The 21,928-nt window shown below is 71.6% G+C and carries 19 protein-coding genes and 3 pseudogenes; 7 read left to right on the top strand and 15 right to left on the bottom strand.

Annotation, left to right across the window (positions count from 1 at the left end; all coding sequences use genetic code 11):
- Positions 1-518 (top strand): annotated as a pseudogene (locus ACFXOM_RS28950) (glutamate dehydrogenase); the annotation flags it as partial.
- Between the two features lie 396 nt (positions 519-914).
- Here ACFXOM_RS28950 and ACFXOM_RS28945 read toward each other — a convergent pair.
- Positions 915-1,583: an O-methyltransferase gene (locus ACFXOM_RS28945; protein WP_384942282.1), complete on the bottom strand. Its 669-nt coding sequence runs from the start codon at positions 1,581-1,583 to the stop codon at positions 915-917.
- A 70-nt stretch (positions 1,584-1,653) separates the two neighbouring features.
- Between ACFXOM_RS28945 and ACFXOM_RS28940 the strand changes: the two genes are divergently transcribed.
- Entirely contained in the window at positions 1,654-2,235 is a 582-nt protein-coding gene (locus ACFXOM_RS28940; RefSeq protein WP_384947304.1) for an SRPBCC domain-containing protein, read from the top strand.
- Here the strand turns inward: ACFXOM_RS28940 and ACFXOM_RS28935 are convergent.
- The 5 genes and pseudogenes from ACFXOM_RS28935 to ACFXOM_RS28915 all read right to left on the bottom strand — a co-directional run.
- Positions 2,218-2,645, bottom strand: a pseudogene (locus tag ACFXOM_RS28935) (transposase family protein); the annotation flags it as partial. The gene ACFXOM_RS28940 and the pseudogene ACFXOM_RS28935 overlap by 18 nt on opposite strands.
- Before the next feature lie 79 nt (positions 2,646-2,724).
- A complete protein-coding gene (locus ACFXOM_RS28930) occupies positions 2,725-3,681 on the bottom strand; it encodes a malate dehydrogenase (protein WP_385040197.1) in 957 nt (318 codons plus the stop codon).
- A gap of 284 nt (positions 3,682-3,965) precedes the next feature.
- A pseudogene (locus ACFXOM_RS28925) lies at positions 3,966-4,259 on the bottom strand (transposase); the annotation flags it as partial.
- 312 nt (positions 4,260-4,571) lie between these two features.
- Positions 4,572-5,273: a DUF6882 domain-containing protein gene (locus ACFXOM_RS28920; protein WP_385040195.1), complete on the bottom strand. Its 702-nt coding sequence runs from the start codon at positions 5,271-5,273 to the stop codon at positions 4,572-4,574.
- A 244-nt stretch (positions 5,274-5,517) separates the two neighbouring features.
- The gene (locus ACFXOM_RS28915; protein WP_384947298.1) at positions 5,518-5,886 is read right to left on the bottom strand and encodes an ATP-binding protein; all 369 of its coding nucleotides are present in this window, start codon (positions 5,884-5,886) and stop codon (positions 5,518-5,520) included.
- Positions 5,887-6,014: 128 nt separating this feature from the next.
- On the opposite strand from ACFXOM_RS28915, the gene ACFXOM_RS28910 reads away from it, so the two are divergent.
- Together ACFXOM_RS28910 and ACFXOM_RS28905 are read left to right on the top strand one after the other, a co-directional pair.
- A complete protein-coding gene (locus tag ACFXOM_RS28910; RefSeq protein ID WP_384947290.1) occupies positions 6,015-6,866 on the top strand; it encodes a Scr1 family TA system antitoxin-like transcriptional regulator in 852 nt (283 codons plus the stop codon).
- A complete protein-coding gene (locus tag ACFXOM_RS28905; protein ID WP_385040192.1) occupies positions 6,823-7,086 on the top strand; it encodes a DUF397 domain-containing protein in 264 nt (87 codons plus the stop codon). Before ACFXOM_RS28910 ends, ACFXOM_RS28905 begins: the two co-directional genes overlap by 44 nt.
- Before the next feature lie 16 nt (positions 7,087-7,102).
- On the opposite strand, the gene ACFXOM_RS28900 is transcribed toward ACFXOM_RS28905, so the two are convergent.
- Both ACFXOM_RS28900 and ACFXOM_RS28895 read right to left on the bottom strand, forming a co-directional pair.
- Positions 7,103-8,371 carry a serine hydrolase domain-containing protein gene (locus tag ACFXOM_RS28900; RefSeq protein WP_385040189.1) on the bottom strand — a complete coding sequence of 423 codons (1,269 nt, stop codon included), beginning with the start codon at positions 8,369-8,371 and terminating at the stop codon, positions 7,103-7,105.
- A 220-nt stretch (positions 8,372-8,591) separates the two neighbouring features.
- Positions 8,592-9,845 (bottom strand): cytochrome P450, encoded by a 1,254-nt coding sequence (locus ACFXOM_RS28895; protein ID WP_384942265.1) that lies wholly within the window; start codon positions 9,843-9,845, stop codon positions 8,592-8,594.
- Positions 9,846-10,094: 249 nt separating this feature from the next.
- Between ACFXOM_RS28895 and ACFXOM_RS28890 the strand changes: the two genes are divergently transcribed.
- Complete coding sequence (locus tag ACFXOM_RS28890) at positions 10,095-11,264, top strand: steroid 3-ketoacyl-CoA thiolase (RefSeq protein ID WP_384942263.1); 1,170 nt, start codon at positions 10,095-10,097, stop codon at positions 11,262-11,264.
- Positions 11,265-11,704: 440 nt separating this feature from the next.
- Here ACFXOM_RS28890 and ACFXOM_RS28885 read toward each other — a convergent pair whose 3' ends face one another.
- From ACFXOM_RS28885 to ACFXOM_RS28855, 7 genes are all read right to left on the bottom strand, one after another.
- On the bottom strand, positions 11,705-12,106 hold the full coding sequence (locus ACFXOM_RS28885) for a transglycosylase SLT domain-containing protein (protein WP_384942261.1): 402 nt from the start codon (positions 12,104-12,106) through the stop codon (positions 11,705-11,707).
- A 320-nt stretch (positions 12,107-12,426) separates the two neighbouring features.
- Positions 12,427-13,266, bottom strand: a complete 840-nt coding sequence (locus ACFXOM_RS28880; RefSeq protein WP_384947295.1) for an ECF transporter S component — start codon at positions 13,264-13,266, stop codon at positions 12,427-12,429.
- Between the two features lie 29 nt (positions 13,267-13,295).
- On the bottom strand, positions 13,296-15,065 hold the full coding sequence (locus tag ACFXOM_RS28875; protein ID WP_384947282.1) for an ABC transporter ATP-binding protein: 1,770 nt from the start codon (positions 15,063-15,065) through the stop codon (positions 13,296-13,298).
- Complete coding sequence (locus ACFXOM_RS28870) at positions 15,062-16,171, bottom strand: energy-coupling factor transporter transmembrane component T (RefSeq protein ID WP_385040186.1); 1,110 nt, start codon at positions 16,169-16,171, stop codon at positions 15,062-15,064. Before ACFXOM_RS28870 ends, ACFXOM_RS28875 begins: the two co-directional genes overlap by 4 nt.
- On the bottom strand, positions 16,168-16,863 hold the full coding sequence (locus ACFXOM_RS28865; protein ID WP_384942255.1) for an SCO2322 family protein: 696 nt from the start codon (positions 16,861-16,863) through the stop codon (positions 16,168-16,170). The genes ACFXOM_RS28870 and ACFXOM_RS28865 overlap by 4 nt, the downstream gene beginning before the upstream one ends.
- A complete protein-coding gene (locus tag ACFXOM_RS28860; protein WP_384942254.1) occupies positions 16,863-18,140 on the bottom strand; it encodes a prenyltransferase/squalene oxidase repeat-containing protein in 1,278 nt (425 codons plus the stop codon). Before ACFXOM_RS28860 ends, ACFXOM_RS28865 begins: the two co-directional genes overlap by 1 nt.
- 266 nt (positions 18,141-18,406) lie before the next feature.
- Positions 18,407-19,498 carry an MBL fold metallo-hydrolase gene (locus ACFXOM_RS28855; protein WP_385040183.1) on the bottom strand — a complete coding sequence of 364 codons (1,092 nt, stop codon included), beginning with the start codon at positions 19,496-19,498 and terminating at the stop codon, positions 18,407-18,409.
- 582 nt (positions 19,499-20,080) lie between these two features.
- Here ACFXOM_RS28855 and ACFXOM_RS28850 point away from each other — a divergent pair.
- Positions 20,081-21,544, top strand: coding sequence for an aldehyde dehydrogenase (locus ACFXOM_RS28850; protein ID WP_385040180.1), 1,464 nt, complete (start codon positions 20,081-20,083; stop codon positions 21,542-21,544).
- Positions 21,544-21,777: a ferredoxin gene (locus tag ACFXOM_RS28845; protein ID WP_384942248.1), complete on the top strand. Its 234-nt coding sequence runs from the start codon at positions 21,544-21,546 to the stop codon at positions 21,775-21,777. Before ACFXOM_RS28850 ends, ACFXOM_RS28845 begins: the two co-directional genes overlap by 1 nt.
- Positions 21,778-21,928 lie beyond the last annotated feature (151 nt).

Raw genomic sequence — 21,928 nt, 5'->3', positions numbered from 1 at the left:
TCGCTCTGCTCAAGCAGGTCAAGGAGGTCGAGCGGGGTCGGGTGAGCGACTACGCGGCGCGCCGGGGTTCCTCGGCCCGCTACGTCGACGGCGGCAGCGTGTGGGAGGTGCCGACGGACGTGGCTCTGCCGTCCGCCACCCAGAACGAACTCGACGCCGATGACGCCGCCATGCTCGTCCGCAACGGTGTGAAGGCCGTCTCGGAGGGAGCCAACATGCCCACCACCCCGGCGGCCGTCCGCATCCTCCGCGAGGCGGGAGTCGCCTTCGGCCCGGCGAAAGCCGCCAACGCGGGCGGGGTGGCCACCAGCGCCCTGGAGATGCGGCAGAACGCCGGACGGGACAGCTGGCCCGCCTCCCGCGTCGGTGACGAACTGGCCGCCGTGATGCGCCGTATCCACGACACGGTGTACGAGACGGCGGAACGCTACGACCGCCCCGGTGACTACGCGGCCGGCGCGAACATCCTCGGCTTCGAACGCGTGGCGGACGCGATGCTGGCCCAAGGGGTCATCTGAGGGCGGGCCCGCCCCCTTGACCATCGGCTGCGGTCAGGGGGGCGGGCCGAGCGGCAGAGGTGTGGGCCCGCACCAGGACCGGCGCCCGGCACCCCTGCATCAGGCAGGTACGGAAGGGTCCGGGTGCGGGCGCCCGGCGGGTACGAGCGGAGAGCCAGTACGGTCCAGGGGCGTCAGCGCGCCCAACGGGCGGTGCCGCAGCGGCCGGCGGAACGCGGGCTCCTGCTGGTTCGCCTCTCCCGCTCCGTACGTCGGCGGGCGCCGGGTCGCACGTCGGTGAGACGTCGGGCCGACTGGTCCGTATCCGGTCCGGTGCGGTCACGGAGGTGACGGAGGTGACGGACCGGCAAGGGCCGGCGGTCCGTGGACGAGTGCCGCTGACCGCCGCGCTCCGGCTCAGCCCGTGACACGGGCCATCAGGAACCCGTCGTACCCCTTCGAGCCCACCGTCTGCACCGCGGTCGCCGTCAGTCGCGGGTGTTCCGAGACGAGCTCGAACATCCGGCGGGTCCCCCGGATCGCCGCGTCCTCGCTCGCAGCGTCGAGGATCCCGCCGCCGCGGACCACGTTGTCGACGATGATCAGGCTGCCTGGCCGGGACAGCTTCACCGCCCACTCCACGTAGTTCGGGTTGTTGACCTTGTCCGCGTCGATGAAGAACATGTCGAACGGCTCCGCGCCCTCTGCCTCCAGCCGGGCGAGGGTGTCGAGCGCGGCGCCCACCCTGACCTCGGCGACCTTGTCGAGGCCCGCGCGGGCGAGGTTGGCACGTGCCACGTCCGCGTGCGCCGGGTCGAACTCGAGCGTGACCAACTGTCCGTCGGAGGGCAGGGCCCGGCCGAGCCAGATGGTGCTGTAGCCGCCGAGCGTGCCGATCTCCAGGATCCTCTTCGCCCCCTGGGTCAGGGCGAGCAGGTGCAGCAGCTTGCCCTGGTTGGGCGCCACGGCGATCGGAGGCAGACCGGCGGCGTCACTCGCGGCCAGCGCCTCCGTCAGGGCCTCGTCGGCAGGGGCGAGGGCGTCGGTCACATAGGTGTCCACGGCGTTCCATTGATCTTCAGACATACCCGAAACGTATCCCAGAAGCCGTTGACCGTCGTGTCCTTTCCCACGCCCCGGAGCGACACAACACACGATGATCACCGGTGCCGTACCTGCCCTCGCACTGCCCCTGACCAGCCACATCGCGGTCTACGGCCAGCGCATTGTGATGGGTGTAGTGGTCGATCTCGACGCCTTTGGGGCGGAAGGGTTCGTCATGACGCACGAGGGCGGACTGAGGCTGCACATGCAGCGTGTTCTCACCGCGCCCTGCTCGGTCGTATTCCGAGCCTTGACCCAACCAGAGGAACTGGCCAAGTGGTGGGGCCCTGACGGGTTCACCACCCCGAGCGTGGGAAGCGACCTTCGGCCAGGAGGCGGTTATCGGATCGCGATGCAGCCTCAGGGAGGTGATCCATTCTACTTGGTAGGGGAATTCCTTGAGGTCGACCCTCCGGAACGCCTGTCCTACACCTTCCGATGGCAGGATCCCGATCCCGAGGATCGGGAGACGGTAGTGACGCTGTCGCTTCGCGATATCGACGGTACGTCGGCGGAGCTGGTCTTCACCCAGGGTGACTTCGCAACTGAGCGACGACAAGCTCTCCACGAGGAAGGCTGGACTCAGGCTCTCAACAAGCTGGAAGAGCTGATGTCGTCGGCTGCGTCGCCTTGAGATCACTCCTCCCCGGGAGGGCCCTACCGGTGGCCACACCATTTCCTCCCACGCCTTCAGTCGTTGCGGTTTTCCGCGAGCGGCCGGCCGACCACGACGACCAGGCGGGTGTCGGCGTCGATGACGACCTGGTGGTTGGTGGAGTACCGCTAGTTCTTTGGACTGCTCGGCTACGGTGTGGTCGCGGGTGGGGACGAGAGTGCCGTCCACGATGAGCACAGCGTCCTTGGCGAACCGCTTGCGGGGCGGAGCCCGAGCATCGGCCCGAGAGATGGACGATGATGCGGTCCGCCGCCGACTTCGACATCCCGAACAGCGGCGCGAGCTGCCGCATGGTCAAGGTTCGTGCGCCAGTGCGCCGCGACCAACAGTGCCCGGTCATCCAGCGGAAGGCTCCACGGCCGGCCCCTGCAGGATGACTCCGACGCCGTGATCACACCAGCCACACCAAGATCATCTCGCCCATGGCCAGCAGTTACGGGACAACCCCTAGACGGACACGGACGAGTAGGCGCCGTTCAAGGCCTCCCGGGCGGCGGCGAATTCCAGTTGCTCTCGTTCATCCAGTTCGTACTCCAGAAACTTCTCGACACCCGCAGCCCCCAAGATGCAAGGCATGGACATCACGGCACCGTCGCTGCGATACATCGCGTGCACCCTGTGAGAGACCGTCGCTATCATTCGCTCATCGGCCAGGATTCCCTCGATCACCTTCGCGACAGCCGTCGCGATTCCATAGTCGCTGAACCCCTTGCGCCTGACGACGTCGTTCCCGCGCCGCCTCACGTATGCATTGATCTCGTTTCGAATCTCGTTCTGACTTTCATCGGGCGAGCAGGAAAGCAGCTTCGCGAGCGGGATGCCTGCGACGTTGGCGCAAGACCAGAGGAAAAACGCGTGATCGCCGTGCTCGCCGACGACGTAGCTGTTTATGTTCCGGTGGTTGATGCGGAGTTTCGCGGAGAGAAAACGGCGCAGCCTCGCAGTGTCGTTGACCGTCCCAGTGCCCAGTACGAGGCTTTCCGGTCGCCGTGAGGTCTCGACGGCTACGCGAGTCATTACGTCTACGGGGTTACTGACGACAAGAAGCACGGCGTCGAGGGAGGCGTCATCGAGCCGTTCGACCACTTCGCGAACGATCGGGGCAGTCTTTTGGGCCAGAGTGAGCCGAGTCTTCGCCTGGGGATCAGTGTAGCCGACAGTAATTGCGATCACATCGGCTTCCGACATGTCTCCGAGATTGCTGGTCGGCCTGATAGACATTTGTGAGGAGGTGAATGGAATTGCGTCGTCAGTGTCCCAAGCCTGCCCCTCGGCACGCGCAAGGCCCCTGTCAAACAGAATGGCATTCCCTCCGTACCCCCGGCGGGCCATTGCGTTTGCTATTGCGGAGCCAACGCGCCCTGCGCCGATGATTCCTATGGTCGCATTGTTCTTCGGAGCCACGGACTCCACGCTCCCCATCCGGTCGGGAACCAAAGAGCGGAGACAGCCCCTTACACTGTGGCACCGGCCAGTTGGTTACGCGAGTGGTGGGGTACTGACTTCGGCTCGTCAAGATGGTGTTGGCTCGTTGAGGGTCAGGGCGGTGCCGGCTATGGAGCCGTCGAGAGTGGCGGGCCGGTATTGAAGCCGTTCGAGGCGGTTGCGGATGAGGGTTTCGAGCAGCACGAAGGACTGTCCCGTAAATGATCTTCGGGTCGTTGTGGGCCGTGGAGCGGTCCGCTCGGCTATCCGGCGAGGGCGAGGTTGTGCAGGCGGGCGATGCCGAGCATGGCGTGGTGGACGCCGTCGCCTTTGGGGCGGCAGTCGCGGAGGATCTTCGAGGTCTTCATGCGGGCGAAGACGTGCTCGACGCGGGCCCGGACTTGTTTGTGGGACTTGTTGTGCGCCTGCTTCCACTCGGGCAGATCTTCGCCCTTTCGCCGACGGTGGGGCATGACAAGTTCCGTCCCGGGGTAGCCGCCGTCGGCGATCGTCAGCGTGCTGCCGACGGCTGCTTTGGCGCCGGATTCCTCCCCCTTCGGACGCCGGGCTCGGAGGGATCGGTTCCGTGTGCTGCACACGGAACCCCCCGGTGCGGGCCCAAGGTGGCCGGGCCGAGGGGACGCCGCCAGGGCGCCCCCTCGGGTGGATCGCCGCGTCCAGCCAGGATCCGCCCACCGGGCCGTTCTCGCCACTTGATCATTGGGAGGGCCGGTCCGGACCGTGGCGCCGCAGTGGTCGGGGCGGCGCTCCCGGGGTGACGGGTGAGCTGGAGGGAGAACCGTTCCCGACATGCGGCGGTGGTGCTGTGCAGGGTGGCGGTCCGGCCGGGGATCGGGGTGGGCCGTGCGTCAGGCCGTGGCGGGCTCCCCTGAGTTGACGTTCACCGAGGAGATGCGGTCGAGTTCGTCGAACAGGACGTCGACCGTGCCGCCGTTGGGCAGCCCGGCGCTGATCCGGTCCGCCGCCCGCCGCAGCGGGAGGTCGTGGTGGGCGAAGTAGCCTTCGACCACCCTCCGCGCGGACCCTCCGAGGAGCTGGACCCCGGTGAGGAGCACGCGCGGCAGGGTGATGGCGTTCGGCTCGGCCCACGGGACCTGGGGGTCGTCGGGGACCAGGTACGCGCGGGCGTCGGGATTGGCCTGCACGCCGAGGTAACCGGGGGCACCGAGCACGCCCATCGCCGTGAAGGCGAGGGTCTCGGCAGCGCGGCGCGGGTCGTCGTGCCCGGAGAGGTCGAGGAACGCGTCCGCGAACTCGGCCAGCCCGTGGGTCTGTCCGTACTGTCGCACCTGCTCGGCCGCGGCGACCACGGGCGTGCCCTGCAGGCCGGGATTGGCCCACGACCACAGCCAGGACCGCTCGTTGGTGTCGAAGGTCCCGAGCAGCGAGATGCGCAGCTCGCGTCCTGCCTGACGGTAGGTGCACCGGGCGAGGTCCGCCGTCCAGTCGCCCGTGGGCAGGAACTCGTTGAAGGTCTCGAGCTGCTCCGCGCCCCAGGCGGCGTGCCGTGCGGTGAGGTGCTGGAACGGTTCGCTGAACATCGCGGTCATGGTCATGACCCTATGGGGCGCGTGGCACCGCCCGGCCGTCGGGCCCGTCGTCCGCGCAGGGCGACCTCGGCCACACCGGAGCGGCCGCGAGCGCCGCATCGCCGAGCGCCGCATCGCCGCCCGTGACCGGGGCGGCGGCTGCGGCCGACGGAACGTGCGGTCCTGTGTGCGCCGCCGGCACGACGAGCGGGCCCTGCGGGTCGTCGACTGCCCTGCGTGCACTGCCATGGCCGACGACGCCGGATCACAGCGGTGCGGTCCGGCACTCGAACCAGACCGTCTTGCCCGGCGATCCGCTCTGCGCAACGCCCCACGTGTGGACCACGGCGTCCAGCAGTGCCAGTCCGCGCCCCTGCTCCTCGTCGGGCGACGGGACCAACACTCTGGGGAGCGGCGGGAATTCGTCCCGGACCTCCACCCGGACGCCCACCGGGCAGCGCTCGATCAGCAGCGCACAGCGGCGGTCCGGGACGTGGCGATGGACGTTGGCGAGGAGCTCGGTGAGCGCGAGCCCCGCGGCGTCGGCCAGTTCGGGCATCCCCCAGAGGGCGAGGTAGCTGCGGAGGATGCGGCGCACGTGGCGGGCCGAGTGGTTCCCGACGGTGAAGCGCATCCCGTACTGGCGGGTGGGGGTGATGTCTTCGTTCACGGTACGAGCGTGGGGCCGGGTGACTACTCTCGGCCACGGAACGAATACAACCCGTCCCGTGGTGGGCGGAGGTGCGTACGGGAGGGTGCGGCGTGACCCACATCAACGTCCTGGATCCGGGCGCGTCGCCGCTCGACTACTACGGCTACGAGCTCCGCCGCTACCGCGAGGCCGCCGCGTTGACGCAGAAGCAGCTCGGCGCGGTCATCAACTACACGGGCTCGCTGGTCGGCCAGATCGAGACGGCCCGGAAACTGCCGACACAGGAGTTCAGCGAACGCGCGGACGCGGCGCTGGGCACGGGCGGGCTGCTGTCGCGGCTGGTGGGGCTGGTGCTGCGGAGCCAGCTGCCGGCGTGGTTCCAACAGGTGGCGGAGTTGGAGGCGCGCGCGGCGGAGATCTGCACCTTCCAGACGCACATGGTGCACGGCCTGCTGCAGACGGAGGCGTATGCGCGGGCCGTGCTCGGCGCCGTGGACCGCAGCAAGCTCGACGACCGCACGACGGTACGGCTCGCGCGCCAGCGCATTCTGGGTACGGAGGAGCCGCCGGTGCTGTGGACGATCCTCGGGGAGGCGGCGCTCCACCAGGAGATCGGTGGAGCCGAGGTCATGCGGGAGCAACTGTCGCGGCTGTTGTCGTACGAGGACGAGCCGCGGGTGAACGTTCAGGTGCTCCCGTACGAGGCCGGAGCCCACGCCGGGCTACAGGGCTCGTTCACCCTCTACCGCTTTGCGGCCGACCCGGCCATCGTCTACACCGAGGGGTATGGAACAGGGCATCCGACGGCCAACCCGGACACGGTCAGGGACTGTTCGCTCCGTTACGATCACCTCCAGGCCGCCGCCCTGTCCCTCAGGGACTCGGCCGCGCTGATCCGGCGCACGATGGAGGAACGCTATGGGGAACGGCAACTCTCATCCGACGGGCGCCCGGTGGCGTAAGTCCAGCTACAGCGGCGACCAGGGTGGGGAATGCGTCGAATGCGCCCCCCTCAACGGTGCCGCCTGGCGTAAGTCCAGCTACAGCGGCGACCAGGGCGGCGACTGCGTCGCGATCGCCGAAGCCTCCCACCTCGTCGCCGTCCGTGACTCCAAGGTCCCCGACGGGGACGTCCTGCACTTCCCGCCCGCCGCGTTCGCGGCGTTCGTCGGCTCCCTGTAGGCGCCGGGGCCGGATCTCAGGACGCCGACGGGCTCGTCGTCGGGGACTGCGGCGCCGAGGGGATGTCGAACACATTGTCCGGGGTCACCACCGAGGTGACGGCCCGGCCCATCAGCGTGCTCAGCGACTGGCCGCGGTAGTCGTCGTCCGAGTTGATGAGGATCACCAGCGTGGCCTGCTGGCCGGGCAGTTGGACGGCGAGCGTCTCGTAACCGGGCAGTTCGCCGTTGTGGCCGATCCATCCGTTCACCCGCATGACGCCGAGCCCGTAGCTGACGTTCGGGATGCCCGTCGGGCCGAACGCCAGGCGCTGCTTCTGGGTGGCGGGTTTGAGCAGGCGCCCGTCGACCAGTGCGGGGACCCAGGTGTGCAGGTCGTCGAGCGTGGAGACCATGGCCCCGGCCGCCCAGGCCCACGAGGGGTCCCAGTGGGTGGCGTCGACCGTGTCGCCCGTCGCGGTGGCGGTGGGGGCGCCGGGTTGCGTGTCGTCCGTGTACCCGTGGGCGTAGGGCTCCGGCAGTGCCGCGTTCGTCGGGAGCGAGGTCTGCTGCAGCTTCAGCGGGGCGTACACGTGCTCTTCGAGGTAGGCGCCCAGCGGCTGCCCGCTGACCTTCTCGATCACCAGGCCGAGCAGCACGGTGTTGGTGTTGCTGTACTGCCACTTCGAGCCCGGCGGGAAGTTCAGCCGGTGCGCGAAGGAGTAGTCGAGCAACTCCTGCGGGGTGTAGGACCGTTGCGGGTCGTCACGCAGTGACTGTTCCCACTTCTCGTCGTCGGTGTAGTTGAACAGGCCGCTGCGCATCTCGGCGAGTTCGCGCAGGCTGATGTGGCCGCCCTGGGGGACGCCGGGGACGTACTTGTCGATGAGGTCGTCGAGGCCGACCTTGCGCTGGTCCACCAGCTGCAGCAGTCCGGTCACGGTGAACGTCTTGGTCACGCTGCCGATCCGCATGTGCATGTCGGTCTTCATCGGGGTGCCGGTCGAGGTGTCCGAGACGCCGAACGACTTCTCGTACGTGCCGCGGCCGGGGATCCACACGCCGACGCTCACGCCGGGGATGCCGGTGCGCTCCATGGTGTCGGTGATCGCCGCGTCGAGCCGTTCCACCGTGGCCGGATCGAACTGCTGCGGCACGGACGTCGTCGTGGCCCCTGTTGGTGCGGCCGGCGCGATCAGTGCCGCCGGTGCGATCGGTGCGGCCGGTGCGGCCGGTGAGCCGAAGACGCCGAGGGCGACGAGCAGGAGGGCGGCGACGCTCGCCACCGCGATTCTGAGACGGATCATCCGCAGCCACCCCCGGTGTGCCCGGCGATCGGGCGGGAACGGGCGTCGTGTCACTGTACGGATCACCCATCATAAGATCGCCGCCATCCGACGGCGACCGGGGCGGGAGACGGGGGCGGGGCGTAGGGGGACGGCCCCCGCCTCCCCTGTCCGGGCCGGCGCGGAGAGCTCGGCGCGGGTGCCGGCTGCCGGGTCCGCTGGTCGGGGTCCTGCGCGGGGCTCAGCCGCCGCCGAGCGTGACCTGGAGCTCCTTGATGCCGTTCAGCCAGGCGGCGCGCAGCCGGCGGGGGGCGCCCGCGAGGCGCAGCCCGGGCATGGCGTCGGCGAGTGCGTTGAAGATCAGGTCGATCTCCAGGATGGCCAACGACTTGCCGAGGCAGAAGTGCGGACCGCCGCCGCCGAAGCCGAGGTGCGGGTTCGGATCGCGGGTGATGTCGAAGGTCTCGGGGTCCTCGAAGACGTCGGGGTCGTTGTTGGCGGAGGAGTAGAACATCCCGACCCGGTCGCCCTTCTTGATCTTCTGGCCGCCGAGTTCGGTGTCCTGGGTCGCGGTGCGCTGGAAGGAGACCACGGGCGTGGCCCAGCGGACGATCTCCTCGGCCGCCGTCGCCGGGCGCGTCCTCTTGAAGAGCTCCCACTGGTCGGGGTGGGTGAGGAAGGCGTGCATGCCGTGGCTGATGGCGTTGCGCGTCGTCTCGTTCCCCGCGACGGCGAGCAGCAGCACGAAGAAGCCGAACTCGTCGGAGGACAGGTTGCCTTCGCCTTCCGCCGCGACGAGTTGGGTCACGATGTCCTTCGCCGGGCACTGCTTGCGGGCCGCGGCCATGGTCATCGCGTAGCCGATGAGCTCCATCGCGGCCTCGGCGCCGATCTCTTCGGTGATGGCGTATTCGGGGTCGTCGTAGGCGACCATCTTGTTCGACCAGTCGAAGATGCGGGCCCGGTCCTCCTGGGGGACGCCGATGAGTTCGGCGATGGCCTGCAGGGGGAGTTCCACCGCGACGCTGGTGACGAAGTCGAAGCCGCCGCCGTCGGCCGCCGCGTTGCGTTCCGCTTCCTCGACGATCTTCCGGGCGCGTTCCTCCAGTGCGGCCTGGAGGCTGCGGATGGCGCGCGGGGTGAAGCCGCGCTGGACGATCTGGCGGACCCTGGTGTGTTCGGGTGGGTCCATGTTGAGCATGATGAGTTTCTGGGCTTCGATCTGGTCGCGCTGGATGTGCTCGTTGAAGCGGATGATGGCCGTGTTCTCGGTCGAGGAGAACAACTCGGGGTGGGTGGAGACGTACTTGACGTCCGCGTGGCGGGTGACGGCCCAGTAGCCCTCGTCGTCGAAGCCGGTGATGCCACGGCGCTGCGGGCACCACCAGACCGGAGCGGTCTGCCGCAGCCGGGCGAACTCCGGGAAGGGGATGCGGCTCTGCAGCAGGTCGGGGTCGGTGGCGTCGAACCCTTCGGGAAGGTGGGGGCAGGGCATCGGCAACTCCTGGTCCGGCGGCAGCAATGTTCTGACGGTCCATCAGGATCGACCGAAAGGTAGTGACGGGCTCCGCAGGTGGCAAGGGCCGTGGTGGGAACTGTTGCGTGCAGGAGCCTTGCGAACCGAGGGTAACGCTCGTGACACTGCAAGGGAACTAGAACGCGTACTAGTTATTTGCGGTTCGTGCGGGCGGGGCGCCGGGACGCCCCCGCCGCGCATTCGTTGGCTTAAGGAGAGGACGAGCTCATGGCCGCGGAACCCGTCATCGTCGAAGCCGTACGCACTCCCATCGGCAAGCGCGGTGGCGCGCTCGCCAACCTGCACCCCGCCTACCTACTGGGCGAGACCTACCGGGAACTGCTCGGTCGCACGGGCATCCACGCCGACTGCGTCGAGCAGATCGTCGGCGGGACCGTCACGCACGCGGGCGAACAGTCCATGAATCCCGCGCGGAACGCCTGGCTCGCCATGGGTCTGCCGTACGAGACGGCCGCGACGACCGTCGACTGCCAGTGCGGCTCCTCGCAGCAGGCCTCGCACATGACCGCCAACATGATCGCGGCCGGGGTGATCGACGTCGGCATCAGCTGCGGCGTCGAGGCCATGTCGCGCGTACCGCTCGGCAGCGGCTCCAAGCACGGCCCGGGGAAGCCCTGGCCCGACGAGTGGAACGTCGACCTGCCCAACCAGTTCGAGGCGGCGGAGCGCATCGGGCGGCGCCGCGGACTCACCCGCGAGAACGTGGACTCACTGGGGCTGATCTCGCAGGAGCGCGCGGCGGTCGCGTGGGCCGAGGAGCGCTTCAAGCGCGAGACCTTCGCGGTGCAGGTCCCGACGACGGAGGAGGAGCAGATCGCGGGGCAGGGCATGTGGCGGCTCGTGGACCGTGACGAGGGGCTGCGGGACACCTCGATGGAGGCGCTGGGCGGACTGAAGGCGGTCATGCCGACCGCCATCCACACCGCGGGCAACTCCTCCCAGATTTCCGACGGGGCCGCCGCCATCATGTGGGCGTCCAAGCGGATGGCCCGTGCGCTCAAGCTGAAGCCACGGGCCCGGATCGTCGCCCAGGCGCTGGTCGGCGCCGATCCGCACTACCACCTCGACGGGCCCGTCGACGCGACCCGGGCGGTGCTCGGCAAGGCGGGGATGTCGCTCCGGGACATCGACATCGTCGAGGTCAACGAGGCGTTCGCCTCCGTCGTGCTGAGCTGGGCGCAGGTCTTCGAGCAGGACCTGGAGAAGGTGAACGTCAATGGTGGCGCGATCGCCCTCGGGCACCCGGTGGGCGCGACGGGAGCGCGGCTGATCGCGACGGCCCTGCACGAGTTGGAGCGCAGGGACGGTGAGTTCGCCCTGATCACGATGTGTGCGGGCGGTGCGCTGGCGACCGGGACGATCATCCAGCGGCTGTGACGGGCGCACGCCGCGAGGTCGTCCTTCGTCTGGCGGGTGCGGCGGGTGCGGCGGCCGTCCGGCCGGTGTGACGGTGTGACGGTGTGACGTGGCCGGTGGACGGTCGCCCGGTGTCGGTGCCGGTGCCGGTGCTGGTGCCGGGGTCGGCGGTCGCCCGTCAGGTCGTGGCGGCACGGATGCCGCCCGTCGTCCGTGCCCTCCGCACCGGTGTGTGGAGGGCGTCCCGCGGCGTGGTGCGGATCGCGTGGGAGGGGCGGGAGCGGTCGTGGCGTGCGCGGCGGGTCGGCCGGTGGGTCTCCGCGGAGCGGCGGGGATGCCGTCGACGGGCCGTCGTCCTGCCCGAGTGGGGCCCGCCGACGGCGCCGCAGGGGCGTGCCCGGGTGCGGGCGAGGCCCCGGAGCGTCGTCGTCGCTCCGGGGCATCGAGGGCGTTCCGCCGGCTCAGTACCAGTGGTTGGCCTGCCAGAAGTTCCAGGCGCCGCAGGCGCTGCCGTAGCGGTCCTTCATGTAGTCCATGCCCCACTTGATCTGGGTCTTGGGGTTGGTCTTCCAGTCGGCGCCGGCCGAGGCCATCTTGCTGCCGGGCAGGGCCTGGACCAGGCCGTAGGCGCCGGAGGAGGCATTGGTGGCCGTGTGGTTCCAGTTGGACTCGTGCGACACGATCTTGTCGAAGCACTGGAACTCGGCGGCCGACATCATCTTCTGTGCCATCTCCTGCGGAGTGGCGGCCGAGGCCGTCGACGTGGTCCCCATGACCGTACCGGCCGCACCGAGGAGCACGGCGGTACCGGCCACGACGGACTTGCTGCGGGCGGTGAATCGGGTGATCAGCGAGCGGGACACGGCTCTACCTATCGTTCGGGGGCATCTGGGTCGCGAGGGGCGGGCCGAGCCGGGCTCGTGTGCTGGGCTTCGAGGCCCTGCGACGCCTTGCGACGGGAACAGTTGTAGCCGGGTCCCCGGACGCCGTGCCGTGACCGGGCTCACCCCCCAGATACGACGTAGAGCGGACATGGGTGGCCGAAAGTCCCAAAGTGGACAAATGTGGTCTATGTGCAGGTGGGAGGTGGTGCTCGGGGTGGCGGTCTTCTCGGGCGTCGACTACGAAGCGGGATAGTTCCGGGACCAAGGTCCTGTGGGCCGCCTCACCCGCGCGACGGGTTCTACCGCCCCTCGAATGTGACCTGGGCCTCGAAAGCGGCCCTCCTGGTCGCCCGCCGCAGTGCCTTCAGCAGGGTCGGGCCGACCGCCACGGTGAGGACGACGGTGAGGACGGCACGGCCCAGGTCCCAGCCGAGCGAGGTCGCGAGGACGTACGCGCCGAACCGGACCAGGTTCTCGCCGACCGGGTCCTCCGGGTGGAACGAGACCCCCGAAGCCGTGCCCTGCACGATCGTCCAGCCGTACAGGTTCATCACCGTGCCGTACGCGAAGGCGGCGACGAAACCGTATACGGCGAGCATCAGCACCTCGCCCCGCCCCCGCAGGCGGTCGGCACCGGGCAGCAGGCCGGCGCACAGGGTGAACCAGCCCATCGCCAGCATCTGGAACGGCATCCACGGCCCGACACCGCCCGTGAGCAGCGCGGAAGCAAACATGGTGACCGAACCGAGGACGAAGCCGAAGCCCGGGCCGAGAACCCGTCCGCTCAGCACCATCAGGAAGAACATGGGCTCCAGACCGGCCGTCCCCGCACCCAGCGGACGCAGCGCGGCCCCGACGGCGGCGAGTACGCCGAGCATCGCGACGGCCTTGGCGTCCACGCCCCCGTCGGCGATCGTCGCGATGACGACGCCGACGAGCAGCGGCAGCAGCGCGGCGAAGAGCCAGGGCGCGTCCTGGGCGTGGTCGGTGATGCCCGCACCTGCCCCCGCGAGCAGCGGCCAGCCGAACGCGGCGACGCCGATCAGGCTGACGAGGCCGAGGGCGACGACGGCACGGGGACCGAGACGGACCGGCCGGGCGTCCACGGAGCCGCCCCGGCCTGCGCCGCGGGCGTTCACGGGGCTGTTCCCCCCCGCGCTGCGGGCGTTCACAGGGCCTCCTCCACCTGGGCCACGGTCAGCCAGGGCTGTGGAGCGAGGATCTTGGCGACCTGCGGGGCGAACGCGGGAGAGGAGACCACGACGTCCGTCGTGGGGCCGTCCGCCACGACCTCCCCGTCGGCGAGGATCACCACCCGGTGCGCCAGCTCGGCCGCGAGCTCCACGTCGTGGGTGGCCAGCACGATGGCGTGACCCTCGGTCGCCAGTCCGCGGAGCACGGAGACCAGACGGGCCTTCGCGGCATAGTCCAGACCGCGCGTCGGCTCGTCGAGGAGCAGCAGCGGGGGCCGCGCCGTGAGGACGAGGGCGAGGGCGAGGGCGAGGCGCTGCCCCTCGGAGAGGTCGCGCGGGTGGGCCGCGTCCGGCACCCCCGGCAGCAGCTCGCCCACCAGCGCCCGGCAGGTCCCGGGGGCAGCGCCGACGTCCGCGTCGGCGGCGGTGCACTCGGCCCCGACGGTGTCGGCGCACAGAAGGTCGCGGGGTTCCTGCGGGACCAGTGCGACCCGGCGGATCAGCTCGCGCGGCGGCGTGCGGTGCGGAACGCGGGCACCGACCCGGACGGATCCGGACGTCGGCCCCACCATCCCGGCGAAGCTGCCCAGCAGGGTCGACTTGCCGGCGCCGTTGCGCCCCATGAGGGCGATGGTCTCCCCGGGTGCCACGCGCAGGTCCACGTGCCGCAGCGCCTCGATGCGGCCGCGCCGTACGGAGAGGCCGTCGGCCTCGGCGAGGTACGCGGCCGTGCGGGAGGGCACCGGCGTCGGGCCCGGCGCGGCTGCGTCGCCGCCCGCCCCCTCCGGGCGTCGCAGCCGGGCGAACACACCGCGCAGTCCGCGGGGTCCGGGGCCGGGGGCGCCCGTGCCGGCGGCCGGGGACGGCGGGCCGGCCGGGTCGGGGCCACCGCTCGGGTGCGGCACCTGCACCGCCGACGGGGGCGTGCGGTCGGTCAGCCGGGAGCGGAGGTCGCCGGCACGTCGGCGGGCGTCACGGACCGAAAGGGGGAGCGGGTCCCAGCCCACCAGGCGGCCGAGCGCGGCCACGGGCGGACGGACGGGGGAGAGCGCCATCACCTCGGCGGGGGCGCCCGTCACCGGAGGCTCACCGCGGCCCGGGAGCAGGACCACCTGGTCCGCGTACTGCACCACCCGCTCCAGCCTGTGCTCGGCCATCAGCACGGTCGTGCCCAGGTCGTGGACGAGTCGCTGCAGGACCGCCAGCACCTCCTCCGCCGCGGCCGGATCGAGGGCCGACGTCGGTTCGTCGAGGACCAGCACCTTCGGGTGCGGGGTCAGCACCGAGCCGATCGCCACCCGCTGCTGCTGGCCGCCGGAGAGCGTGGCGATCGGCCGGTCGCGCAGTCCGGCCAGGCCCAGCAGGTCGAGCGTCTCCTCGACCCGGCGCCGCATCACGTCCGGGGCGAGGCCCAGCGACTCCATGCCGTACGCCAGCTCGTCCTCGACGGTGTCGGTGACGAAGTGCGCGAGCGGATCCTGGCCCACCGTCCCCACCAGGTCGGCGAGTTCACGCGGCTTGTGGGTGCGGGTGTCCCGGCCGGCCACCGTGACCCGACCGCGCAGCGTGCCGCCGGTGAAGTGCGGCACGAGGCCGGAGACGGCTCCGAGGAGGGTCGACTTGCCGACTCCCGACGGTCCGACGAGGAGCACCAACTCGCCCTCGGGAACGGTGAGGTCGATGCCCCGGAGCGTGGGCCCCGCGGCGTCGCCGTACGTCACCGAGACGTTCTCGAAGCGGATCACGAGGACTCCTTGGGCGGTACGGGAGCGACGAAGGCGGGCAGCAGCCCCGGCAGGACCGAGACCGCGGGCCACAGCGGCAGGGTCGGTGCCACGAGGGGCACGACACCGGGGTGCAGGGCGTCGGGATCGACGGACCCCGCCCAGATCATCAGCGCCGCGACCGCCACGCCCGATCCCGCCACCAGCCAGGCACGGATGCCCCACCGGTCGGGGCGGTAGCGGGTGCGCACCTGGCGGCGTCCACCGAGCCACAGCCCGGCCAGTGCCGCGGCGGAGCCGCCCAGCAGCACCGGCAGCCCGTACCCGGCACCCGAGGCGGCGAGCAGCCCGTACGAACCGGCGCAGACCCCGAGGAGTCCGCCGAGCGTGAGGGCCGTCGTGGTGTGCCGGACGGCGGGCGGCACCTGGGCCGTGCGCCCGTAGCCGCGGGCGTCCATCGACGCGGCCACCGCGACCGACCGCTCCAGCGCCCCTTCCAGCACCGGCAGCCCGATCTGCAGGACCGCCTTCACCCCGCCCGTGGGACGGCCCCGCAGTCGGCGCGCGGTACGCAGCCGCACCACGTCGGCGACCATGTTCGGTGCGAAGGTCATCGCGACGACCACCGCGACCCCGGCCTCGTACAGTGCACCCGGCAGTGACTTCAGCAGTCGCGCCGGGTTGGCCAGGGCGTTCGCGGCGCCGACGCAGATCAGCAGCGTGGCCAGCTTCGCCCCGTCGTACAGCGCGAACACCACCTGCTCGGCCGTGACCCGGCCGCCGATCCTGATGCCCCGTGCCCAGTCGGGCAGCGGGACCTCCGGCAGGGCGAAGAGCAGATGCGTCCCCGGCAGCGGCGAGCCCAGGACCACCGCGAAGACCAACCGGATGACGAGGACCGCGAGACCGAGCCGCACGAACGCGCCGTACGAGCGGGCCCAGGGGGCGTCGGTGCGGCGTGCGGCCACCACGTAGCCGGCGACACCCACCAGCATGCCGAGCAGCAGAGGATTGGTGGTGCGCGAAGCGGCGGTGGCCAGGCCCAGGGCCCACACCCACCAGGCTCCCGGGTGCAGGGCGTTGCTGCGGTTCGCCTCGGGGGCGCGCAGTCGACGCGGGGCGGTCATCCGCGCCGCTGGCGGGACCGCCAGAACGCTGCCGCGCCCAGCACGACGACCGCGGCGACCCCCGCGAGGGCGCCGAGCGACGGTCCGCCGGAGCCGCCTCCCGTGCCGCCGTCCCGTTGCGCCGTGCTCCCGGACGGGGCCGGCGCCGTGCTCCCCGACGGGGCCGGGGCGTCTCCCGATACCTGTTCGCCGCAGCCCGTCCTCGGGTAGCCGGCGATCGCGCACAGCAGGGCGTCCGTGTTGTAGCGCAGCGGCTTGGCCACCGCGGCGAGGGCCTCCGCACTGCTCGCGTCCTCGCGGACCTGTGCGCACCCGGTGCGCGGCGACGGCGGGGTCTCGCCCCGCGGCGCGTCGCCCGCGGTGCCGAAGTCGATCACCACACCCACCCGTTTGGTGCCGGGCCGGGCGGGGGTGCCCGCGCAGAGCGCGGCGAAGCCGGGGGCCCGGCGCGGTTCGGCCGAATCCTGCGAGTCCGCGCTGACGGAGAAGCGGAAGCCGTCCACCGTGCCGTCGGCCGGGCGTGCTGTCGCGGGGCCCTGGGTCGCGTACGACCACGCGCCGCCGTCGGACTGCCAGAACGACCAGTACCGGTAGCCCGCGGCCTGCGCGGGCGCCGCGCCCAGCACCAGGGCGACGGTGGTGAGCACGGCGGTCAGCGCGGGGACGAGCCGGACCGGTCGGGTGCACCGCATCACGACTGCTTGGTCTGCTTCCGGCGGGTGCTGATCACGAAGCCGATGCCGGCACCGGCGGCGAGACCGGCTCCGACGATCCACCAGATGCCGGCGCTGTCGCCGCCCATCTGGCCTTCGGCCGCGGAGCCGGAGTCGGTGCCCTCCCGCAGCGAGGCGTCGGGACCGGTGGTCGAGGCCGGCGCGGGGCCGGTCGCGTTCAGCTGCTTGACCAGGTCGACGCCGCCGAAGTCCCTCGCGTCGCCGCCGGAGGCGTGGACGGCGAGGACCAGCTGCGCGTACGCGGCGGGGCCGCCCTCCTTCGCCCAGGAGGCGGAGTTCTTCTCCAGCCACCGCATCGCGCCGGCAGCCTTGTCGGCGTGTCCGGCGGCCGACAGCGCGACCACGGCGTCGGCGGTGTTGCCGAAGTCGGGCAGCGGGGTCGGGTCCGTCGCACCGGGCATCGGCGGAGAGTCGAGGTGACCGGCCTTGGCGAGCGCCTCGGCGAGGTATGCGGCTCCGTTGCGGGCGGCCTGCTCGGGCGTGGGCGTGGCGACGGTGTCGCACTTCGGTTCGCCGTCCGGCTTCGGGCCCTCGGCGACCATGCCGTGGCCGAGCCCGGCGAGCACCGCGGCGGCCGTCGCGTCACCGTTGGCGAGCAGCGCGCCACTCTTGTCCGGCTGGTAGGCGAACGCCCCGCCGCCCGCCTTGTCCGTACAGGGGATCGCGAACGAGACGAGCGCGTCGTACGGGTTCTTGCCGGCCTTCGAACGCAGCTCGCCCGGCTTGGCCTCGGCAGCGGCGAAGGCGCCGATGACGACCGACGTGGAGTTGGCGTCGGACGGCGTCCCGGGGTTGTAGCTCCAGCCGCCGTCCTCGTTCTGCACGGACTTCAGCCAGCCGAGGCTCTTCTGTACGGCGCCGCCGTGGCCACCGACCGCGACCAGGGCCTGGACCGCGGCGGCCGTGGCGTTGGTGTCGAGCATCGTCTTGGCGTCGCACGGCTCGGTGGCGTCCGGGCGGTAGGACGCGAAGGCGCCGTTCGCGCACTGCTGGCCGACGAGCCAGTCGACGGCCTGCTCGGCGGGCACGGTCTTCACGGTGCGCTGCGCGGTGAGGGCGAGCGACTGCCGCCACACGCCGTCGTACGTCGGGTCCTTCGTGCCGTACAGCCCGGAGGGGATCACCGGCGAGGGCGACGGGGACGGAGCGGCGGGCGCGGCCACCGCTGGTGCACCGGCGACGCAGAGCACGGCGGAAGCGGCGGCGAGCGCGCTTGCGCTGCGGCGAACGGTCATGGCGGGCTGGCCTCTCCTGCGGGGGCCGGGCACGGGCGCGTTGGGGCACCTGGGCTCCGGCTCCGTATTCCTCGACGGTGCCGGCCACCGGGTGGTCCGGTGGCACGAGCCGATCAGTCCGGCACGGGGCATTCCGACGAGCCGCCTCCGAAGGCGGCTCACGGCACGGCGTCTCCCCTGGTCGCGCGCAGCGCGTAACGGGGGACGGGCCAGTGCCGGATTCGCACCGGCTCCCCCCGTACGGGAATGATGACGACTCGCACACTCTACCGGCCCGTAATTCCTCCCGGCCGGGCCTCCCCCGGCGGAGCCGGGAGGTCCCGCACCGCCAGGTAGGAGACCGGGTCGCTGCCCGCCACCGCCTCCGCCCGGCCCAGCTTCACCAAGCGGCGCAGATGGGCCTCCGCCTCCGAGACGGCGATGGTGCGCGAGCCGAAGGGGATCAGGTCCCAGGGGCGGTTCCACTCCATCTTCTCGGCCAGCTGCCACGGGGTGTGCGGTGTACTGAGCAGCGCCAGCAGGCCGGAGAGCCGGTCCTCGTGGTGGGCGAGCAGCTCGGCGACCCGGGACCGGGCGTCGGTGAAGGAGTGCTGGTGGGCGGGGAGGACCTCGGCGACGCCGAGCCGGCCGATGCGTTCCAGGGAGTCGAGGTAGTCGCCGAGGGGGTCCGTGACGGTGGCGTCGTCAGGGTCCTCGTACAGGCCGACGTGCGGGGTGATGCCGGGCAGCAGGTGGTCTCCGGAGAAGAGCCGTCCGTGGCCGGGGCGCCGCCCGGGGTGCTCCTCCTCCAGGTGCAGGCACACGTGGCCGGGGGTGTGGCCGGGCGTCCAGATCGCCCGCAGCCGCCGCCCCGCCAGGTCCAGCAGCTCCCCGGGCACGATCTCCCGGTCGGGCAGGGCGGTGCGCAGCCCGGGCAGGGCGCGGGCCCGGCCCGCTGCCCGGGCCGCGAGCAGCGGCGCCAGGTGCTCCTCGGGCGCACCCGCGGCGGCGAGCTTGCGGCCCAGGTACTCCAGCCAGACTCCCGGCTCGACCTCGCGGGTGCGGCGCACCACGGCGGTGTCCGCCGCATGCATCGCGATCCAGGCACCGGACGCCTCGCGCACCTGGCCCGACAGCCCGTGGTGATCGGGGTGGTGGTGCGTGACGACGACGCCGTGGATCTGGTCGATCGAGGAGCCCAGCGCCCCCATGCCCTCGGCGAGGGCGGTCCAGGAAGCGGGGTCGTCCCAGCCGGTGTCGACGAGGACGGGACCGCGGTCGGTGTCGAGGACGTGGACGAGGGTGTGTCCGAGGGGGTTGTCCGGGATGGGCACCCGGAGGGACCAGACCCCTCCTCCGTGCTCGGTCACGTCGGGCATCGGTCGTCCCCCTCTGCGCTGAGGCCACGGGTACGGCTCGGGCAGGCTCACTATACGAGGCTTGACGAAACGTCAGAACAGCACGTGGACAACCGTTTTGGCCCTCCCGGCAGTGGTGTGGCCGCCGACGGGTGGCGAACCGTCGAGTGCCCGTGCCTCATCCGCGGCTCCCTGCGGACGGTCCGCGCGGTCGGCGCCGGCCGCAAGGGCGGTGGCGCGCTCCTCGTGCGGCGGCCCGCCGCGCGGTCGGGGCCTGCCCGCCCGACGGCACCGGGGCGCGCGCACGCCCGTCGGCGTCGGTGTCCGCCCGGGCTCGGGTGCGGCCGGCGGCAGGCGGCGTCCCGGCGGTCCGGTCGACGGCGCCGCCGACCGGACCGTGCTGCGCGTGACGGGCGTGCAGAGGGCGGGCCGGAGGGGCGGTCCGCGGCCGCCACCCCGCCGGGACCGGGTTCGCGGCCGTGCGGCACCGGGGCCGGTGGCTCCGGTCCGGAGCCTGGTCTAGCGCAACCGGACCTGGTATCAGTTCTGACGTAGCGTCAGAACATTCACACCTGGTACCCCGGTGCAGCGGGAGGCGGCGTCATGAGCGATCTGGTGGAGCACGGAAAACTGTTCATCGGCGGCGAGTTGGTCGATCCGGCGGGAGCGGAGACCATCGACGTGGTCTCGCCGCACACCGAAGAGGTCATCGGGCGGGTGCCACACGCCGCACGGGCGGACGTGGACCGTGCCGTCGCCGCCGCTCGGTCCGCGTTCGACCGCGGACCCTGGCCCCGGACCACCCTGGACGAGCGGATCGAGGTCGTGGGCCGGATCAAGGACGCGATCGCCGTACGGCACGAGGAGATCGCCCGCTCGATCAGCGCCCAGAACGGATCGCCCTACTCCTGGAGCGTCCTGGCCCAGGCGCTCGGCGCGATGATGGTCTGGGACGCGGCCATCGGCATCGCCCGGGACTTCACCTACGAGGAGCGCCGCACCGGCGCCCTCGGCCCGATCCTCGTGCGGCGCGAGCCGGTCGGCGTGGTCGCTGCCGTCGCGCCCTGGAACGTCCCGCAGTTCGTCGCCGCGGCGAAGCTCGCGCCCGCGCTGCTCGCCGGATGTACGGCCATCCTCAAACCGTCCCCCGAGTCCCCGCTCGACGCCTACATCCTGGCCGACATCGCCCGGGAGGCCGGTCTGCCGGAGGGAGTGCTGTCGATCCTGCCCGCCGACCGCGAGGTCAGCGAGTACCTGGTCGGGCACCCGGGCGTCGACCGGGTCTCCTTCACCGGTTCGGTCGCGGCGGGCAAGCGCGTCATGGAGGTCGCCGCCGGCAACCTCACCCGCGTCACCCTGGAGCTGGGCGGCAAGTCGGCGGCCGTGGTCCTCCCCGACGCGGATCTGGACGCGGCGGTCCAGGGCATCGTCCCCGCCGCCTGGATGAACAACGGGCAGGCGTGCGTCGCCCAGACGCGCATCCTGGTGCCGAGGGCGCGCTACGACGAGTTCGCCGACGCCTTCGCCGCCGCGGCGGGGGCACTGGTGACCGGTGATCCGCTGGACCCGGCGACCCAGGTCGGGCCGCTGGTGGCGGAGCGCCAGCGGCAGCGGTCCCTCGACTACATCGGGATCGGCCAGGAGGAGGGCGCCAAGATCCTCGCGGGAGGCGGCCGCCCGGCCGGGCTGGACCGGGGGTGGTACGTCGAACCGACCCTCTTCGGCGGTGTGGACAACTCCATGCGCATCGCCCGCGAGGAGATCTTCGGGCCGGTCATCTGCTTGCTGTCGTACGGCGACGAGGGTGAGGCGGCGGCCATCGCCAACGACTCGGACTACGGGCTCAGCGGCAGCGTGTGGACCGCCGACCCCGAGCGCGGCGTGGACTTCGCCCGCCGGGTGCGGACCGGCACGTACAACGTCAACACGTTCAGCCTCGACATGCTCGGTCCGTTCGGGGGATACAAGAACTCCGGACTGGGGCGGGAGTTCGGACCGGAGGGCTTCGGCGAGTACTTTGAGCACAAAATGATTCATTTGCCCACCGGATACGGGAGCGAGAGCTGATGGGTGACCGCTGGCACGTCGAGGTCGACCGGGGAGTGTGCATCGGATCGGGCATGTGCGTGAGCCACTCGCCCGGCGGATTCACGCTGGATTCGGCCCGACAGTCCCACCCCTCCGCGTCGGACACGGACGCGGACGAAGAGATCCTCACCGCGGCCGAGTCCTGTCCGGTCGAGGCGATCACGATCACCCTCGCCGACTCCGGCGGCGCGGTGTTCCCGCCCGAGGAGTAACCGCGGCGACCCGGGGCCGGCGCGGCCGTGCTGCGGGCCCGGGTGGCGCCGGCCGGGTTGCGGTGAGCCCGCCGCACCGGCGGGCGGCGCCGGGCTGTCGTACGGGCGCGGTCGGGCAGGTGGCAGCGCGCCCGGCGTGCTTCCGGGGCGC

Origin of the sequence: Streptomyces sp. NPDC059169 (genome assembly GCF_042755225.1) — a bacterium.
GTDB lineage: Bacteria > Actinomycetota > Actinomycetes > Streptomycetales > Streptomycetaceae > Streptomyces.
This window is presented reverse-complemented; position numbering and strand designations above follow the sequence as displayed.

What these genes read in the sequence shown, in the direction of transcription:
- ACFXOM_RS28865 (WP_384942255.1), bottom strand. Translation starts at nt 16,863, where the DNA reads ATGCGGTGCACCCGACCGGTCCGGCTCGTCCCCGCGCTGACCGCCGTG.
- ACFXOM_RS28895 (WP_384942265.1), bottom strand. Translation starts at nt 9,845, where the DNA reads ATGCCCTGCCCCCACCTTCCCGAAGGGTTCGACGCCACCGACCCCGAC.
- ACFXOM_RS28845 (WP_384942248.1), top strand. Translation starts at nt 21,544, where the DNA reads ATGGGTGACCGCTGGCACGTCGAGGTCGACCGGGGAGTGTGCATCGGA.
- ACFXOM_RS28905 (WP_385040192.1), top strand. Translation starts at nt 6,823, where the DNA reads ATGGGGAACGGCAACTCTCATCCGACGGGCGCCCGGTGGCGTAAGTCC.
- ACFXOM_RS28915 (WP_384947298.1), bottom strand. Translation starts at nt 5,886, where the DNA reads ATGCGCTTCACCGTCGGGAACCACTCGGCCCGCCACGTGCGCCGCATC.
- ACFXOM_RS28870 (WP_385040186.1), bottom strand. Translation starts at nt 16,171, where the DNA reads ATGACCGCCCCGCGTCGACTGCGCGCCCCCGAGGCGAACCGCAGCAAC.
- ACFXOM_RS28900 (WP_385040189.1), bottom strand. Translation starts at nt 8,371, where the DNA reads ATGATCCGTCTCAGAATCGCGGTGGCGAGCGTCGCCGCCCTCCTGCTC.
- ACFXOM_RS28945 (WP_384942282.1), bottom strand. Translation starts at nt 1,583, where the DNA reads ATGTCTGAAGATCAATGGAACGCCGTGGACACCTATGTGACCGACGCC.
- ACFXOM_RS28855 (WP_385040183.1), bottom strand. Translation starts at nt 19,498, where the DNA reads ATGCCCGACGTGACCGAGCACGGAGGAGGGGTCTGGTCCCTCCGGGTG.
- ACFXOM_RS28940 (WP_384947304.1), top strand. Translation starts at nt 1,654, where the DNA reads ATGATCACCGGTGCCGTACCTGCCCTCGCACTGCCCCTGACCAGCCAC.
- ACFXOM_RS28890 (WP_384942263.1), top strand. Translation starts at nt 10,095, where the DNA reads ATGGCCGCGGAACCCGTCATCGTCGAAGCCGTACGCACTCCCATCGGC.
- ACFXOM_RS28860 (WP_384942254.1), bottom strand. Translation starts at nt 18,140, where the DNA reads ATGACCGTTCGCCGCAGCGCAAGCGCGCTCGCCGCCGCTTCCGCCGTG.
- ACFXOM_RS28920 (WP_385040195.1), bottom strand. Translation starts at nt 5,273, where the DNA reads ATGACCGCGATGTTCAGCGAACCGTTCCAGCACCTCACCGCACGGCAC.
- ACFXOM_RS28850 (WP_385040180.1), top strand. Translation starts at nt 20,081, where the DNA reads ATGAGCGATCTGGTGGAGCACGGAAAACTGTTCATCGGCGGCGAGTTG.